The 16767-nt window shown below is 50.2% G+C and carries 15 protein-coding genes; all 15 read right to left on the bottom strand.

Annotated features, from left to right (window positions below):
• Positions 1-6 precede the first annotated feature (6 nt).
• Positions 7-1731, bottom strand: a complete 1725-nt coding sequence (locus HDT28_06250) for a response regulator (protein ID MBD5132172.1) — start codon at positions 1729-1731, stop codon at positions 7-9.
• A 146-nt stretch (positions 1732-1877) separates the two neighbouring features.
• A complete protein-coding gene (locus HDT28_06245; GenBank protein MBD5132171.1) occupies positions 1878-2945 on the bottom strand; it encodes an ATP-binding protein in 1068 nt (355 codons plus the stop codon).
• The gene (locus HDT28_06240; protein ID MBD5132170.1) at positions 2945-3523 is read right to left on the bottom strand and encodes a hypothetical protein; all 579 of its coding nucleotides are present in this window, start codon (positions 3521-3523) and stop codon (positions 2945-2947) included. The genes HDT28_06245 and HDT28_06240 overlap by 1 nt, the downstream gene beginning before the upstream one ends.
• On the bottom strand, positions 3520-4851 hold the full coding sequence (locus HDT28_06235; protein MBD5132169.1) for a hypothetical protein: 1332 nt from the start codon (positions 4849-4851) through the stop codon (positions 3520-3522). Before HDT28_06235 ends, HDT28_06240 begins: the two co-directional genes overlap by 4 nt.
• A 46-nt stretch (positions 4852-4897) precedes the next feature.
• A complete protein-coding gene (locus HDT28_06230; protein ID MBD5132168.1) occupies positions 4898-5614 on the bottom strand; it encodes a glycerol-3-phosphate acyltransferase in 717 nt (238 codons plus the stop codon).
• Positions 5611-6921, bottom strand: a complete 1311-nt coding sequence (locus HDT28_06225; GenBank protein MBD5132167.1) for a ribosome biogenesis GTPase Der — start codon at positions 6919-6921, stop codon at positions 5611-5613. Before HDT28_06225 ends, HDT28_06230 begins: the two co-directional genes overlap by 4 nt.
• Before the next feature lie 238 nt (positions 6922-7159).
• Complete coding sequence (locus HDT28_06220; protein ID MBD5132166.1) at positions 7160-7837, bottom strand: hypothetical protein; 678 nt, start codon at positions 7835-7837, stop codon at positions 7160-7162.
• A 75-nt stretch (positions 7838-7912) separates the two neighbouring features.
• Entirely contained in the window at positions 7913-8929 is a 1017-nt protein-coding gene (locus HDT28_06215) for a hypothetical protein (protein MBD5132165.1), read from the bottom strand.
• Between the two features lie 6 nt (positions 8930-8935).
• A complete protein-coding gene (locus HDT28_06210; protein MBD5132164.1) occupies positions 8936-10561 on the bottom strand; it encodes a DUF975 family protein in 1626 nt (541 codons plus the stop codon).
• Between the two features lie 309 nt (positions 10562-10870).
• Complete coding sequence (locus tag HDT28_06205; protein ID MBD5132163.1) at positions 10871-11728, bottom strand: RluA family pseudouridine synthase; 858 nt, start codon at positions 11726-11728, stop codon at positions 10871-10873.
• Positions 11729-11753: 25 nt separating this feature from the next.
• Positions 11754-13721: a ferrous iron transport protein B gene (gene feoB, locus HDT28_06200; protein ID MBD5132162.1), complete on the bottom strand. Its 1968-nt coding sequence runs from the start codon at positions 13719-13721 to the stop codon at positions 11754-11756.
• Positions 13718-13939, bottom strand: coding sequence for a ferrous iron transport protein A (locus HDT28_06195; protein MBD5132161.1), 222 nt, complete (start codon positions 13937-13939; stop codon positions 13718-13720). The genes feoB and HDT28_06195 overlap by 4 nt, the downstream gene beginning before the upstream one ends.
• 27 nt (positions 13940-13966) lie before the next feature.
• Entirely contained in the window at positions 13967-14413 is a 447-nt protein-coding gene (nrdR, locus tag HDT28_06190; protein ID MBD5132160.1) for a transcriptional repressor NrdR, read from the bottom strand.
• A gap of 158 nt (positions 14414-14571) precedes the next feature.
• On the bottom strand, positions 14572-14979 hold the full coding sequence (locus tag HDT28_06185) for a YlmC/YmxH family sporulation protein (protein ID MBD5132159.1): 408 nt from the start codon (positions 14977-14979) through the stop codon (positions 14572-14574).
• A gap of 302 nt (positions 14980-15281) precedes the next feature.
• Complete coding sequence (locus tag HDT28_06180) at positions 15282-16760, bottom strand: leucine-rich repeat protein (protein ID MBD5132158.1); 1479 nt, start codon at positions 16758-16760, stop codon at positions 15282-15284.
• Between the last annotated feature and the right edge of the window lie 7 nt (positions 16761-16767).

The following is a 16767-nucleotide window of genomic DNA, read 5'->3' as shown; positions in this document are numbered from 1 at the left end:
ACCGAATTACTTAGGAAGGTGTACCGTTGAAAAGAATCCTTTATTCTTGCCGCCGCCCGATTTTTTGTGAGCAATAACATCTCCAGACTGTTTGCGGAGCGCGTCAAAGTCTATAGGTTTGCTTACGTGAGCGTCCATGCCCGCTTCCTCGGACTTCTTTACGTCCTCTACGAACGCGTCGGCGGACAGCGCTATAATAGGTACCGTTAAAGCGTCTTCCTTGCCGCCGCTACGAATTTCGCGGGTTGCGTCTCTGCCGTTAAGCCGCGGCATTTGGATATCCATGAGAATAAGATCGAACGAGTGCGCGGGGTTGTTCGTAAACACTTCCACAGCCTCCCGCCCGTCGACCACGTGCGTGACCTTCGCGCCCTCGCTCTCCAAAATCTCTATCGTGATCTCGGCGTTGACCTCGTTGTCCTCGGCAAGCAAAATACGGCATCCGTCGAATGTGAAGTCCTGTGGCTGCTTCTTTTTCGCGTACTCGACGGGCTTAGAAAGGTCTTGCTCCACTTCGGCGACAGGCAACGACAAGAACACGGAAAAGTCCGATCCCTTGCCGAGCGTACTGTCTACAACTATATTACCGCCCATCATGCGTACGATATTATCGCATATGGCAAGTCCTAATCCCGTGCCCCCGTAATTGTGCGCAGTGGACGCTTCCTCCTGCTCAAAGGGGCGCATGATCTTTTGGATATTTTCGGGCGCAATCCCCTTGCCCGTATCACGAACGCGCATTAAGAGCTGAATATTGCCGCCGATTAGATCGAGCTGTTTAAACGTTACGTCTATCCTGCCGCCTGCGGGAGTGAACTTACTGGCGTTGGATACGAAGTTGGTGACAACCTGAGTGAGTCGCAGTTCGTCGCCCATAAGATATCGTACGGAAAAATCGACCGTTTCTACATTGAAGGTAATTCCCTTACCCGTAACGGTGCTATTGAACATATTGTATATCTTATCCGCAAATTCCATAACGTCGAACTGCGAATTAAACAACTGCATTTTACCGCTTTCGATCTTGGATATATCGAGTATATCGTTGATCATGCTCAACAAAAAGACGGAAAGATCGCCGGCGCGCTCCAAGTAGTTTTCTACCTTCTTTTTGTCTTTTATATTCATTCGCGCAAGTTTGAGCATACCCATAACGCCGTTCATCGGCGTGCGGATCTCATGGCTCATATTGGAAAGGAATGACGATTTGGCGGCAGCCTGCAAAAGCGCGGAATTTAATTCCTTCTGCATAATGTCAAGCGTAGTCTTTTGATCGGTATCGTCAACCAGCGTGAACGCCAAATATTTCTTACCCTCGTACTCGGCGGCGTAGCACTGGACGGCAACGTGCTTTCCTTCCACTCCGTTAAAATCAAACGAATAAATTCCCTCGCCGTCGTAGTTTTCCAGCCCGTACTCGAAATCGCGCGCGACGGTTTTATCGATATTCGTCTTATACAACGCTATATCGCCCGCCATCTCCTCGTGCGTAACACCCAAAAACTTGTCTATATTCGGCGTAATGAAAACCGGCGCCTTGGTTTCGAAATCGAGCATGACCAGCGCCACTTTTTTATTACGGTCGAAAACCTCCGGCATAAGCCCTTTTAGTTCTTGGACGGTGGTAGTCGGCTTGCTTTTTTTACTACGAAGCAACAATACGCACGTAACAATCGTTACTGCCGTTATGAGAAACAAAATTATGCTGTATGAGATTATATATGCCGTCACAATATTACCTCTAAGCACGATTATAGTATGCTACTTATATATTGTAACATAATAAAATCCGTTTGACAATTACTTTAAGATAATATTTTCGACCTTATTGCGGTTTTTTTCTTGTTTTTCGAGTGTTTTTGCGCGCTATCAAGCTATTAAAGCTTACTCGCCCGCTTTATAATAAGCGAGTTCAACAGTTCGCCCAGCGGCTTATCAACGGGCTTTATCTGCGCGTCACGCGCCGCGAGTATCGATAAGAAATCGAGCGACACCTGCGTTATATCGCGTCCCGAAAATCCGTCGCTTAATTTTGCCGCCCCCATAAGGTCGAGCTCGGCGAGATCCTTTTCGCTCACCCGTTTGAGTTTAAGCGCGAACATTTTCTGTCTGTCCGCTTCCATCGGCAAAGGAATATTGATAACGTTCCTAAACCGACTAAGCACCGCGGTATCGAGACTTTCTTTTATATTGGTCGCGGCGATGAGCACGAGATCGTCCGCGTTAGTGCCGAACCCGTCCATTTGTTTAATGAGCGTGGGTACAGCTTCGGCTGCGGTCTTGTTTTCGCCGCCGCGCTTTTGCGCCAAAAAGTCGAGCTCATCCACGAACAAGACCACCGGGCATTTCTTTTTCTCTGCAAGATTGCGGGCCTCTCGAAAAAGCTTATCTATATTCTTGCCCGTTTTGCCTATATACGAGTCGACGAGAGCGTTTGCGTTGACTTCCGCAAACGGCACGCCGAGCTCGTGCGCCGCCGCCTTGGCGAACGTGGTTTTACCCGTTCCCGGCGGTCCTTCGAGCAATATAAACCCGCCCGCTTTAAGCCCGTATTTTTTGTATGCTTCGGGATTGTTGAGCGGATCGATAAGCAAGCGGCGTATGGCTTCCTTTGCTTCGTCGAGCCCTATTATGTCGTCGAACGTTATTTTATCGGTAGGTTTGACGACATTAAGAAGATCGTAACCGTCGTCCTCACCACCGTCCGCCCCACCGTTTACCGTAGATTGCTTTTCGATATTGCAGGCTATGTCGAGTAGCTTTTTCGCCTGCGCCTTACGCTTATCTTTAAGCGCGGGATCGCCGCTGTCGGCGAGTTTTTCCATTGCCGACGCCGCCTTGGCAAAGTACAAGCGCGCACTGTGCAAATCGCCCGCTTTATGCGCATCAACCGCCTTACGGTAAACATCGTCGAAGGCTTCGACGTCCAAGTAGTTGTCCTTCATTATACGTTACCGCCGACGCCGCCTTCCTTGATCTTGCGTTCGAGCTCGGCAAGCTCGGCGTCAAGCCCCGCGGAATTGCCCGTCAGCTCGTTTTCAAGCATTCTGTCTATCTCGTCCTCGACCGTGCCGTGACCGCTCGCAAACGCCGAAAAACCTGCCTCCGTCGCGTCTAAGAACGCTTCTGTTTCCGCCTGCTTCATTTGCGTAGATACCATAGCCTTATTCATTTGCTTGGTAACCTTTTCGAAATTAAGTCCGCCCGTAGTTTCGACTATCGAGCCGGACAGTATCTTCATGCCGTCGGCAAACGACTTAGTCATCTCTGACACGTCCTTGATCTGCGAGCTAAGCTGAAGATTTAACAGCATTTGCTCGACGACAAGCCGCTGTTGCGTGACGATACGAATAGCGTTTTTTGCAAGGTTGTACTGCGAAGCGATACCGCATTCGCGCGCCTTGACCGCCGCGGCTATGTATTTTTTACGGCTGTTTTCGAGCTCGTTAAGCTGTCTTTTTATAGAGGCTATCGCCTGGTTGACGAGCATCTGCTCTTTTATGCGTTTCTTTTCTGCGCTCATACGACACCCCCTCTGACAACATTGACTACGCGAGAGATCGCGCCGTCGTCTATCTGTCCGCTCGGCGCTACTTCGGTAGTATTAGCCTTGACTGCAGGCGTAGGCGCGCCCGTCATGCCGACAACGGTGAATATTCCGCAGTCGCGCGATTGGCGCGCAAGTGAAGCGTATACCCTATCGAACTGCGGAGTGCGCACCTTTTGACACCCGTCGAACACCGCGATCACAAACGGCAACTTTTGCGTAGCCGCATAGTTGTACTCTGCTATATTGCTTACACCGTTCTGCGCGAACAGTCCGTAGCGTTTATCGGCCTCGGCAATAAGCGCGTCTAAGACAGCGGTCACGCTTACGGCTTCCGTCGTTACATTCGCCGCACAGTGCGCCGCACCGTCAAAGATATTATAACCCAAGCTGTCGAGATCTACGACTGATATTTTCAGTTCGTTCGCCGTAAAGGACGAAATAAGCTCCGTTACCGTGCGCTTGATAAACGCCGCGCGTTCGGAACCTTCGCCGCAAACAAGAATATGCGGCGTAGTGACGAACGGCATTTGCCCGTTTGCGCTTGCATACGACGGTTCTTCGAGCGAGGTAAGACCGAGAGTAGAAATCAGCTCTTTGGGTACCGCTGTCGATTTTACAGGTGAAAAATCGTATACGCCGCTCGGTCCTGGGAACGGCTTGGCGACAAGATTATCATTCGGCGCGGACTGCGTATGCCCGTCTACGGGCACTTCGATCTTTTGCGCGGGCGTTTCCGATTTACCGGCTCCGCCGGTCGCAGCCAGAAGTCGTTCGATCTCGTCGTCCATTAAGAGCTGTTTTTCGGATAAACGCCCGTCGATAAACCTGTCCATTTCTTCGTCTGTAAGACTTTCGGATGAGGACGAAATCGCGGCGAACGCCGCTTCCGAATTAGACAGGAAGCCGTCGAGTCCCGCTTGCGCTTCTTCCATGCCCGACAGCGCTCTGTCTATCTCTTTTTGCAGTTTAACGAAGTCGGACTGTTTGTTTATCTTGCTTATGCGCTTAGCTATCGTCGACATACCCGACAAGAAGTCTGCGTTGGTCTCGCCCATGCGCTGTAATTCCGCCGTTATTTCAATGTTCAAAAGCATTTCCTGCGCGCGTTTTAGCTGCGAGAGCGTGGCGTTGAGCCCGTGCTTGGCAAGCTGATAGGACGCGCTGTCGCCGCGTTGTTTGGCTTGTATCGCTTTCTGTTTATATTCTTCCTTCATGCGCTCTAACTTGGCAACTGTCTTGTTGATCTCGGTAATCGTACCGCGAACCTTACTGTTGCGCTGAGCGCGTTTTTTAATATCCATACCTACCTCTCGTTTAGGTTATTCGTAAATGCCGTTGCTTTCTTGTTTATTCCGCAATCGCCGTTTCGTCGAAAACGATTGCTCTGTCCTTGCGCGGCTTTTGTTTTTTGGACTTGAACAGGACTACTTGTCCTTCCCTGCCCGAAAAGAGCTTTACGAGGTTTTTTCTGTGAGCGAACAGACTCAAACAGAACATTGCCATGAGTATTATCGAGCAGTACAGCCCGAGCGGGTTGTTCGCGGCGTTGATGCTTTCCACGACGAGCGGCGGGCATATCATCAAGAACGAGGTGATCGAGCCGACGTGCGTTACTATTAGAAACACCACGCCAATAGCGAAAGCCGCGAGCGTGTACAGCGGTTGCATAGTCAGGCACACGCCGATTATCGTAGCCGCGCCCTTGCCGCCGTGAAACTTCATCGTTACGGGATATATATGCCCGAGCACGGCGCAAAAGCCCGCTACGTACATTCCCATCCTGTCCGTGCCGAGCATGAGAAACTGATCGCCACCCATGAACAGCCAGCCGAACAAGCACGGAATAACGCCTTTAAGAACGTCGAGGACGAGCGTCAGCACGCCCAAGACCTTACCATAGGTACGGAGCATATTCATAGTGCCGGGGTTGCCGCTTCCGCACTGACGAATATCCTTGCCTTTAAGCTTGCTTATAAGTATAGCGCTGTTGATATTGCCTATAAAGTACGAGCCGACGGCGACGAGCACGCCCGCAAGTATTTGCATGGAAACGGGTATCGTCATTTGTCTTCCCTGCCTATGAACTTCAATTTTATGGGCGTACCAGAAAAGTCGAGCGCACGGCGCAGTGAGTTTTCGAGATAACGTTCGTACGAGAAGTGAACAAGCTTGGCATCATTTACTTTGAACACGAACAACGGCGGACACACGTCGGGTTGCGTGGCGTACAGAATTTTGGCTTTACGCCCTTTACGTGCGGTGGGCTCGGTGGCGGCTACCGCTTGTCCCACGAGCTCGTTAAGTACGCCCGTCGATACGCGGCGTGTGGCGTTGGCGTATACGCGCTCGGCTTCTTCGAGTATGCGCTCGACGCGCTGACCTGTTACCGCCGACACCGATACGCTCGTGAAATAGCTCATGAACGCGAGGTGCTCTTTCAGCTCGTCCGTTTTTTCGTTGAGCGTGAAAGTCGATTTCTCCACCGCGTCCCACTTGTTGAGAACGACGACCGACGGCTTGCCCGCTTCGTGAACGAGCCCCGCTATCTTTTCGTCCTGCTCGGTAACTGGCTGCGACGCGTCGATAACGATGAGCACGACGTCGGCGCGCTTGATCGCCGCTATTGCACGAAGGACGGAGTATCGCTCTATCGATTTATCGGGGATGTCGCGCTTACGGCGCATACCCGCAGTGTCGATCAGCGTGTAGTCGGTGCCGTTTACCGTTATGCGCGTATCGATAGCGTCGCGCGTAGTGCCGGCGACATCGGACACGATAGAACGTTCGTAGCCCGACAAGCGGTTTACAAGCGAAGATTTGCCTACGTTTGGCTTGCCGACGACGGCGATAGACAACGGTTTTTCGCCCTCGTCGTCAACGGCGAGAGGAAAGCTCTCACATACAGCGTCAAGAAGATCGCCGACACCCGTACCGTGCTCGGCGGAAATAAGGAACGGCTCGCCTAACCCCAGCTGGTAGAAATCGTAAACGTTATCGCGGTTGGACGAGTCCGCCTTGTTGACGGCAAGCACGACGGGCTTATTGCTTTTGCGCAGTACCTCCGCAATTTCGGCGTCGCCCGAAAGCACGCCCTGTTTGATATCGGTAACAAAGATAACGACCGAGCTAAGCTCGACCGCGTCGAGGGCTTGGCGTTTGACCGAACGTGAAATACCGTCGTCGCTGTCGTCGATGCCGCCCGTGTCGATCAACGTGAATTCCTTGCCGCACCACTCGCAGTCGGCGTAAAGCCTGTCGCGTGTAACGCCCGGCATATCGTCGACGATCGCAACTCGCCTGCCGCTTATTTTATTTATCAGTGTAGACTTGCCTACGTTGGGCCGTCCTACAATAGCAACGGTGTGTTTCATAGCTATTGTATTGTATCATATTTGATTTATCTTGTAAACAAAATGTCGTGTTTTTAATCAATATTTAACCTACTTCTTTTAGAAAAGAAGTAGGCAAGAAAATTTTAATGTGGTGTATGGAATTGAGTAATTCGTTTTGTTTACACCCAATTAATTTCGTGTCGTTATTAATTTCTTTACGCCACATTTTAACGAGTCCTCAATTCCTAAATACTAATTTCTAATTCCTAATTGATTTCTATTCATCAAAATACTTCTTATACTCGTCCTTATCAAACTCCTCTGCGGCTTCGGTGTTAAGCAGCATATCTGCTTGCTTGCGGTGCGCTTTATTGTTCACGGCGCGCTTGATAGCAGAAATCGCTTCGCTGAGTACGACCGAGAACACGGCGGCAAGAATTACCGCGTCGAACGTTGCTGCGGTGCCGAACTGCATGGGCGTGCCATACACATACATACCGACCGCCGACGATATTACCTCGCCTATCGGCATTCCCAAAAACAGTGCGGCAAGCGACGAGAGTTTGGTTTTGCCGACGAGATAGCTCACCGCGCCGCACAAGAACCCGACAATAATAACCGTCACCGTGTCATTTGTAATCGGCTGTATCAGTAGCCATACGGCTATAAACAGCGCGACGATAACGCTTGTTGTGACGAGCGCATGTAGCGCTTCGTGCGTCCGCACGGCAAGAAAGAAAAACACCGCGGCGAACAGCAACGGTGCGAAAAAGCCCGCAACATTGAACCGCACCGCTCCGATCGAAAAAGACGGGATGAACGCGCTGCCTACGAGCACGCCTATAAACACGAACCCGAGCCAGCCCGCCACACCGAAGCTCTTAAACACTCGCTCGGCTATCCCGAAAAATAATAATACCGCGACCAAGCCGCACAAAACCAGACCGATAATCATGATATTGATTATCGCCCGACAGAAAAAATTTATACAAAAACGACGGTCCTTACGAGCCGTCGTTTTGTGTTTATTTTATATCGTGCCTATCCACTGATAAATTCTGTTGTTGTTATCCTTATCCTTACCGTTCATGTAATCGATAAAGTCGAAGTTACGCCATTTGGACTGATCGAGGTTATACACCTTAACGCTATTTATCATGATATTGGATGTCAACGAATAATAAACGTATTCGGACTTGGTATTCTTCTGCGTGGGAAGCTCTGCAATCGCCTTGGTATTTTCGATAGTTTTTTGGTTGAGCGCGTGTCCGACCATCGTCGAGTTAACGTCGTAAGTCTTGGAATTATCGCCATTTTCCTGAACAAGTTGATTTGTCGCCTGTTCTCTGTACGTCATTTGGAACTCGGTAGCCGAGTCGCTGTAACGGAAAGTAAGAATACCCTCTTTATTGAGCTGTTTCTCATCCCTACCGTTCTTATCGGCGTTGAGCCTGTATCCGAACTTACGCGCCGCTTTATCGAACCTGTTGTTGGGAAGTGCCGAGAAGTTATTAATGTAACTCTCACTATCACCCTTGTGATGCGACGTATTATAGCTCGTAGTGCCTTCGGGCGGGGCCTCGTATCCTCCGAACCTAAGCCAGCCGTTTTGCACGTCGTAGAAAACGGTATTGTCGAAAAACTTGTTCTTGGCAAGGAATATGAAGTTCGTTGCCGCGGTGTCGTAATCATCCTCGTCTATCACGTATTCAAGAGTCATGCCGTTGCTGAGGTTGAACCTGGCGACAACCTCGCCTTGACCACGGTACGGATTGACGAAGAGCAAAATAACCGGCACAAGAAGCGCCGTAATTAGCAATATTATCGCAACGCCGACGACCGCGCCGACTACAAGCGCAGACGTTTTACTGCGTTTTTGCGCAACTGCCATCGCGCGTTCTTCGCTTTCGCGCGTTTCTACGGGCGCTTCTTTAACGGGAGCCGTGGCCTTTTGTTGTCCGCTCGCGCCTTTTGCCTTATTTTCCGCCGCAATGCGCTTTTGTTTGCGTTCCTTTGCGGTCAGTGAGTACGTTCGTTTTTCTTTCACGATGACCTACTGTTTTTTGTTAAGATTATTTAGCCGCTCTTCGCGCTCGCGCCGCATACGCTCTGCGCGGTCGGACGGTTGATTGCTGTTGTTTGCACTGCCGCGCACCGAAGCACGGTCGGCATTTCTACGCGGTTCCGCTACGGGACGAGCCGCTCGTCTGTCGTTTGCCGCAGTGGGCGCAACGGGTTCGGGCTCGGTTGCCGCGGCTTCCGCTTGCTCGGCTTCGGTTTGGCTGTCGAATTCACGCAGGAATGCATCGAAATCGACGTCGCTTATTACCGGCTCTTCGATAGCCGTAGGTTCTTCTACGATTACAGGCTGCGACTGAACTATCGGTTGAGGTTCTATTATCGTTTGCTGCTGTTGCTGCGGCTCGCTCGGTTCTACGCCGAAATCGTCGACGAACGTATCGGACTGCGCCGTTCCGTTCGCGGCGGAATCGACGTGATCACCGCCGAAGTAGTTGACCTCGGGCTTTCTCTTTGCGCCGGGAGCGTACATATCGGCTATTATTCTGTTGCGCGCCGCATCGTTAGCTTCTATCTCCTGCGTGGTGAGTACGCGCTCGGTTTCGACTATGCCGCTGTCGTCGATAGGCTTGCCAACAGCTATCGGCTCGACAACGGGTGTTTCCACCTGAGCTTCAACCACGACGGGCTCCGCCTGAACTTCGGGAGCAGGCTCGGTCTTATTCGCCTTAGTCTTTTTGACGGGCGCCGTGAGCGGAACTTCGGGAACGTTATCCTCTACCTCGTTGCCGAACACGCGCATAGCATCGTTCATATCGCGAATGTCTTCCTCTTCGAGAGCGTCCATTGGCGCGGGATTGGCATATAAGACCTCTTGTTGCGCCTGCGCCTGAACGACTTGAACTTGATCCTGTTGCGCTTGCTGTGCCTGCGCCGCAGAGGTTTGCGCAACGCCGTAAGCGGGCGGGTTGGCATACACCGACGGCGAGTCCTCGCCCGTATACGTGTAAATCGCTTTGTCGCCTTGGAGATTACGTTTATAGTATACGACTTTAACAAGGTTTGTATAAGGAAGTATAAAGATGAAGCCGAGTCCGAGCGTGACTACGCCGAGAAGATACCAACCGATAAGCGACATACACAGCGCGAAGTACGGACCGGTTTTGCCGCTCATGACCTTGTTTGACGCGGACAGTGCAGCGGACGGTTTCATCTTGGGATTTGCAATAAGCAAATAGTTTGCCATGGACGTGCGGATAAGGTATATCACGCCGGGCACGATAAGACAAAGAAGTAAAAGGAATGCTAAAAGCGTACGTTTAAGGCTGAGAATGAAAATCTTGGTTATGTTACTGCGCGCGAGCGTTTCACCCAATCGCCGAATGTTATAGGGCTTGCAACGGTACGACCAAAGATAAAAATCGACGAGACCGAAATTGACCATGCCCATTCCCACGAACGCCATAATGCCGAGCAAGCAGCCGTAGCAAATCATGACTATCGCCGCGGGTTTGTTTACGCCCAAGCACACGCACGACATAACCACGAGCGCAATCAACGTTATTAAAATCGTCAGCTCGATCGTGTAAAGCGCTATCGCTTGGTGCATATTAAGGGCAAGTTTTTTCCTCGCCTCTTCTTTTATGTCTTTCGTCGTCATTATGCCATATATTTTACTATATTTGCCGAAGTTTGTCAATAGAAACCTACTTCTTTTTGGAAAGAAGTAGGCAAGAAAACCTTAGTGTTGTGTATTGACTTAACTCGTTCATTTTTGTTTACACCCGAATAATTTCGTTGCGTTATTAATATCTAAACGCCGCCTTGAAAAGACATAAGCTAGAAAACCTTAGTGTTGTGCGTGTACTAAGTGAGTAATATTTCGTTACACCCAATTAGTTTCTTGCCGTTATTAATTTCTCTACGCCACTTTAAAAAAGATATAGAAACGAACAAAACATTATTTCTACTACTTGCTTCCGTCGCGTAAAAACGATAAGTCGAATCCACTCTTCGCCTCGAAAGTCTTGCCGTTAAGGTATTGAAGCCCCTTACCGAGCCCGTAGAACTTTAACGACACTGCGGCGAGCATTTGCGTATCGGGCGCACCCGAAAGCTTTTGCGCGGTCTTAGATCCGTACTTGTGTTCGCCAACTATCGGGCAACCTATATGCGCAAGGTGCGCGCGGATCTGATGCGTTCTGCCCGTGTGCAGTTTGACTTCGAGAACGGCCGCGTCGCCGATACGTTCCACGACCTCGTACTCGGTTATCATAGTTTTGTAGTCGGGCTTGGGGCTGTCAGACACTAGCGCAGTGTTTTGCGACGGCATGAGCTTGGTATACGCGGTGAGCGTCGCCCTATCCTCTTTGGGCGCAGGACACACCACCGCTTGATATGTCTTATCCACTCGCCTGTCCTTGAACGCCGCCGAAAGCTCTTCCTGCGCTCGTTCGGTCTTGGCGAACACGATAAGCCCCGTAGTGTTAGTGTCGAGGCGGTGCACCGCAAACAGCGGCGCGCCGTACAATTCGGGCAAGCTGTCGTACGCCGTACGCTTGGGCTTGTCGAACACTACGATATTTTCGTCCTCGTAAACAACATACGGGCGTATACCGTTATTTTGTACAAAATCGGGCACAAATACACGCATGGTATCGCCCGCTTCGAGCATAGCGTTGGTTTTCACGCGCAAGCCGTTCACGCGCACCTCGCCGCTCTTTATCAAAAGATCGGCTTTCGCTCTCGTCATGCCAGCGACCGAGCTTGCCAAGAACGATGTCAGGCGTTCTTGCTTTTCTATTGTGAATTCAAGCTTTTTTCCCATGGTTGCTTTCTCTATTAATTAGTGCCTATGCGGAACGCGCTTTTCGCTTACCCCGCACAAGTTTGAGCGTTACGAATATTATCAACATTGCCGCCACTGCCGCCGAACACTCAACGGCGAACGCTACGGCGTTTATTTGAAACAGTCGCGCCGATTGATAGAATACAAGTGACGCCAGGTATGCCGCGGCGGTATGGACGGACACCGACAGCGCCGCCTGCTTTATCCCCGACTCCTTGGCGAGCGCGGACACCGTGGCAATGCACGGCACGTACAATGCGGTGAATATGGTGAACGACACAGCCGCAAGCTTCGATCCGCCGAACACCTCGGCAATTCCGCCGAGCGAAGCTATCACAGATATGACAGTCTCTTTGGCGGCTATGCCCGAAACGAGCGCGGCTACCGCCTTCCAATTACCGAAGCCGAGTGGCGTGAACAGCGGCGCAATAAGCTTCGCGGTCGTGCACATTATACTGGTCGCTCCGCCGCAAAAGCCGTCGCGTACGGAGAAGTTGCACAGCGCCCAGAATATAACGCTTACCGCAAGCACGACCGAACCGACCCGCCCGACGAACGATAATACGTTGTGCCACACCACACTTAATACGCGCTTGAAGTTGGGAAGTCTATACGGCGGCATTTCCATAATGAGCGGCGCACCCTGCTCGCGTTTTCGGTCGAACAGCTTCATTGCGTACAACACGCCGAGCATGACTATAAAACTTAAAACGTACATTGCGGCGACTACGAACCCGCTCAGCCCCATATACGACGCGATCGCAGTGAACACTGCAAGCCGCGCGCTGCACGGGCAGAACGGCACTGCGAACGCCGCGCGCTTTCGCGTTCTTTCTCCTGCTATACCGCGCGTAGACAGTACGGCGGTTGCCGAGCATCCAAGCCCCAATACGAGCGAGAACGCCGCTCTGCCGCTCAACCCGAACTTATTGAAAAACCCGTCGGCGGCGAACGCAACACGGCTCATGTATCCGCTGTCTTGAAGCAATGCCGTCAAGAGGAACAATAACACCACTTGCGGCAAGAACGACAATACCGAGCCCACGCCCGATATAAACCCGTCGCATAACAGCGAAATCACCCAATCGGGCAAGGATGAATTAAAAACAAAATCGGAAAAAGGCTCGCCCGCCCGCGCGATAAGGTTGGACAGCGGCCTAGCGACTTCGAACGTGATAACGAAAGTCGCCGCCATTACGAGCAGAAATATGGGTAACGCCGCTTTTCCCAGCAAAATCTTATCGAGCTTAACGGTGCGCTTCGGCACTGTCGGCTTGTATACTATGCCGCTAAGCAAGCCGTCGATATATTTATATCTGAGCCGTGCGGGATAGTCTACGTTATCGCGAGTAATAGGGACACCCAGCCGCTCTAATACTTCTCCGTCGCCTTCCAGTGCTTTTAACGCCGCAAACGCGGGAGTATACCCCGCCTTATTCGCCACATTAGCTATCTTATTCGATAAACTCTTAACGCGGTCGTCGTTTGTATAATCGGGTAAGCGCGGCGAAATTTTCACCGCTCGTTCCGCCGCCGATATAATCTTTTCTTTGGTCCGCTCGCGTGCGGATGTGCCGATGACGGGCATATTCAGCCGCTTTTCGAGCTCTGCGAAGTTTACCTCGCCCCGCGCCTCGTCCATCATGTTCACGACGAGCATACACCGCTTGCCCGCCTCCACGAGCTGTGCGAGCATATATAGGTTGCGCCGTAAATTATTGACCTCGGCTACGTAGATATACAGGTCATAATCGCCGAACAGAATTTCGCGAACGGTAATTCGTTCTTCCTCGGTGCGCGGTGTGAGCGAGTACGCACCGGGCAGATCGGTCAGCGTGTGCGCGCCCATGCGCTTTGTTATCGCGTCGACGGTCACGCCGTGCCAATTGCCGACGGGCGCGTCGGAGCGCGTCAAACAGTTATACAAGGTCGTTTTGCCGACGTTGGGATTTCCGCACAGCGCAAGCTTCATTTGCGCACCGCTACTTCTATTTCGGTCGCCAGATTCGATTGAACGACCGCAGTAAACCCGCAATCAAAATCGGCAAGCACCGCGCGGCGCGACTTAACGCGCACAAAACACCCCATATCCATTAAACCCATATCCACAAGCCGCCTATGCGTATCCGCGTCGCCGCCGATAGCGCTGACTTTGCCGACAGTATTGGGTTTGCAATCGAATAGGGTCAAATGCGCACCTGCCTTGTTTGCTATACTTTACTTAAAAGCATTGATAAATTCTATGAACGAAGTAACGTCGCGGAAATCGCGGTAGACCGAAGCGAACCGCACGTACGCGATTTGGTCGAGCTCTTTGAGCTGTTCCATTACCATCTCGCCTATGCGCTTGGTTGAGATCTCCTGTTCGAGCGAGTTATACACCTGCTTCTCGACGGACGCCACGAGCGCGTCTATATCGCGAATGGCGACGGGGCGCTTTTCACAAGCTTTGATCAAGCCACCCTTGATTTTGAGCGGGTCGAACTGCTGACGCGTTCCGTCCTGCTTGACTACGAGCACGGGCGTGGACTCGATTACCTCGTACGTGGTAAAACGCTTACCGCACTGCAAGCATTCGCGCCTACGGCGTATGCTGTTACCCTCGTCCGTCGAGCGCGAGTCTACTACCTTGCTTTCCGCATTACCGCAATAGATACATTTCATAATACGTTTTTCCTTTGAGCATTATAACCGAACAATAAAAAGCCGCAATACTTTTTATTTGTATCACGGCAATTATATCATAATAAATAATTATTGTCAAACTCGTAATAAACAATATATTAACTAAACATTCCCTGCACCCTTTGACCCATTCCCTGTCAGCATGCCGCGCCTTCCCATCTGTCGGCACAATCGAAAAGCATACACTTTTCACACTTGCCGTCGCACGCGCGGTCGGGCTTTTTGTGCGGGTTGGGCGGCGAAGGCGGTGGCGGCGCAGAACGGTCGATACGCTCTATGCGCTCGCGCCGAGGCGTACACGTAGGCGTACCGCACGGCAGGTCGTGAATTTCGACTAGTATTACGTCCTCGCCTATCTTTTGAATGCACTGCCACGGCACGAACAGATCCTGCGACTTGCCAAATACGCCGCGCTTGCCGTACGGAAGTATGATACCCTTCACCTTACCGTCGTTTGGCGAGAACACGAGATCGACGATATGTCCCATGCGCCGACCGTCGCTGCCGTTGATAACCTCACGGCGTTTGAGCTCACAATAAGTCATTTCGCTTTCCATAGCAATTGTATATGCGGCGTAACGCAATGTTGACAATAATATTTCGGTATTATTGGGCTTTTCGTACAAAAATGTTTACGGCAATATGCCGCACTTATAAAAATACAATCGAGAATCATGTTGCTTTTCGATTGTATTCATTGACATATACAGAACAGTAAAAACTACCGCTATAATAACTATTGGTTGACTTTATAAATTAACGCTTAAATTCTCACTCTTTGTCCTTTTATCTATCTCTTTTGATAATCCACCGCCAAGTCGTCACATCTACGACACTCGGCAAAATTTTAATACCACTTTAAGTGATTTTGTCCTAACGCCCCCCAGAAATAATTGACGGCATATTCCGTGGCATATACCTCTTGCGGGACATAGAACGCACAATTATCAAGTCCATCAAATATATCCGACGCAGGATGATAGCTATCGGGATCAAGCGAAGTTATATATATCCCGCTAAGGTTAACGCAATTTTCGAAAGCGTTTCTTCCTACCGTTGCGATATTCTCTCCGAATGTTATTTTCACGATATTAACGTTATCTTTGAAGCAACCATCCGCAATATTTTTAACAGGTAATCCCGCAAGAGTGCTTGGGATTATAATTTCGGTTAACGATTTGCCGTAATCGGTCAGTCCGTCAATAGTCCAAGCTCCCGTTAATACAACCTCGCCGTCTTGCGAAGTTACGGTCACTCCGCTCAAATTAAATATCTTCGACGCGTCCGTTAAGTCTTGCGACAACTGACCTTGCGAGCTATTTCCGTCTTCCCCTGGTTTTTGCGGCTTATCCGGTAAATCGGCTATAATCGGAGTAAAATCATTTATTTCCGCCTTTATCTCTTGCGCAAGCAATGTTGAGTAATATACCGCGCCCGCGTCGTTCAAATGAAAATTACTATCGTAAAACCAACCGCTGTCAAGTAGATGCGTATTTGGATTACCTATAATCGGGAAATTTAATTTTTCGGTGAGGTAATTATAATATGCTACTTTATCGTCGTCGGAAGTGTTTTCTTCAAGCGCGGACGAGTTCATCGGACAAAATGAGTAGTACACCGCCGCGCCTCTGTTTACAAGCTTGTTTCTATACTCATTAAGATAGTCGATAAACTCTGTTGCGATAACTTCTGTCTTAAACGAGATACTCATTCCCGAATCGTAGTCGTTTTGCATTGTATTGTACGGGCGCGAATATTCGATATCCCCGTAAGCATTGAACGAGCGTACGTTGTATACCCCGTCGGGATCTGGTTTATTATTGTTATTCCAATAATTAAACTTGCCGCTCGTAAACTTCATGAAATTTTTAGCTAAATCCCCGTAATTACCCGAAGGAATTTTATTGAGTATTTCATAGCACCCGTCCACGGAATACCATACCGCTTCCGCATTAAAATAAAGCGACAACGCCTGCGAGTTCTGTTCGGGTGTGATTATAACGATATCCCCTTCGGCAATAAAATCCTCGGCAACGTCCAGCATGTATTTGGTGCCCAAATTAGCATACAATCCGAAATTGACAATCGGCATATTCAATTGTTCTTCCATTATATCCGAACGAATACCGAACGCCACGCTCGACCCGCCGATAATAACAACCTTCTTCCCCTCTACGCTCTTCAATCTGTTATATTTAACTGCCATGCCGCCGTAAAAAGATTTATCGTATTGCGGAGCAAGCCCGAAAGCAAAGCAGACGAGAATAATCGGAATAAGAATAACGGCAAATATTAATGAGCTTACTATTATAATTTTCTTTTTCAATTAAGTC

The sequence above is a fragment of the Clostridiales bacterium genome, assembly GCA_014799665.1.
GTDB lineage: Bacteria > Bacillota > Clostridia > Christensenellales > Pumilibacteraceae > Anaerocaecibacter.
The sequence above is the reverse complement of the archived record's forward strand: the minus strand, read 5'-3'. Positions and strand labels throughout refer to the sequence as shown.

Coding starts and splice junctions, on each gene's coding strand:
- HDT28_06245 (MBD5132171.1), bottom strand. CDS start 2,945: ATGAAGGACAACTACTTGGACGTCGAAGCCTTCGACGATGTTTACCGT.
- HDT28_06240 (MBD5132170.1), bottom strand. CDS start 3,523: ATGAGCGCAGAAAAGAAACGCATAAAAGAGCAGATGCTCGTCAACCAG.
- HDT28_06235 (MBD5132169.1), bottom strand. CDS start 4,851: ATGGATATTAAAAAACGCGCTCAGCGCAACAGTAAGGTTCGCGGTACG.
- HDT28_06230 (MBD5132168.1), bottom strand. CDS start 5,614: ATGACGATACCCGTTTCCATGCAAATACTTGCGGGCGTGCTCGTCGCC.
- HDT28_06225 (MBD5132167.1), bottom strand. CDS start 6,921: ATGAAACACACCGTTGCTATTGTAGGACGGCCCAACGTAGGCAAGTCT.
- HDT28_06220 (MBD5132166.1), bottom strand. CDS start 7,837: ATGATTATCGGTCTGGTTTTGTGCGGCTTGGTCGCGGTATTATTATTT.
- HDT28_06210 (MBD5132164.1), bottom strand. CDS start 10,561: ATGACGACGAAAGACATAAAAGAAGAGGCGAGGAAAAAACTTGCCCTT.
- HDT28_06205 (MBD5132163.1), bottom strand. CDS start 11,728: ATGGGAAAAAAGCTTGAATTCACAATAGAAAAGCAAGAACGCCTGACA.
- feoB (MBD5132162.1), bottom strand. CDS start 13,721: ATGAAGCTTGCGCTGTGCGGAAATCCCAACGTCGGCAAAACGACCTTG.
- nrdR (MBD5132160.1), bottom strand. CDS start 14,413: ATGAAATGTATCTATTGCGGTAATGCGGAAAGCAAGGTAGTAGACTCG.
- HDT28_06185 (MBD5132159.1), bottom strand. CDS start 14,979: ATGACTTATTGTGAGCTCAAACGCCGTGAGGTTATCAACGGCAGCGAC.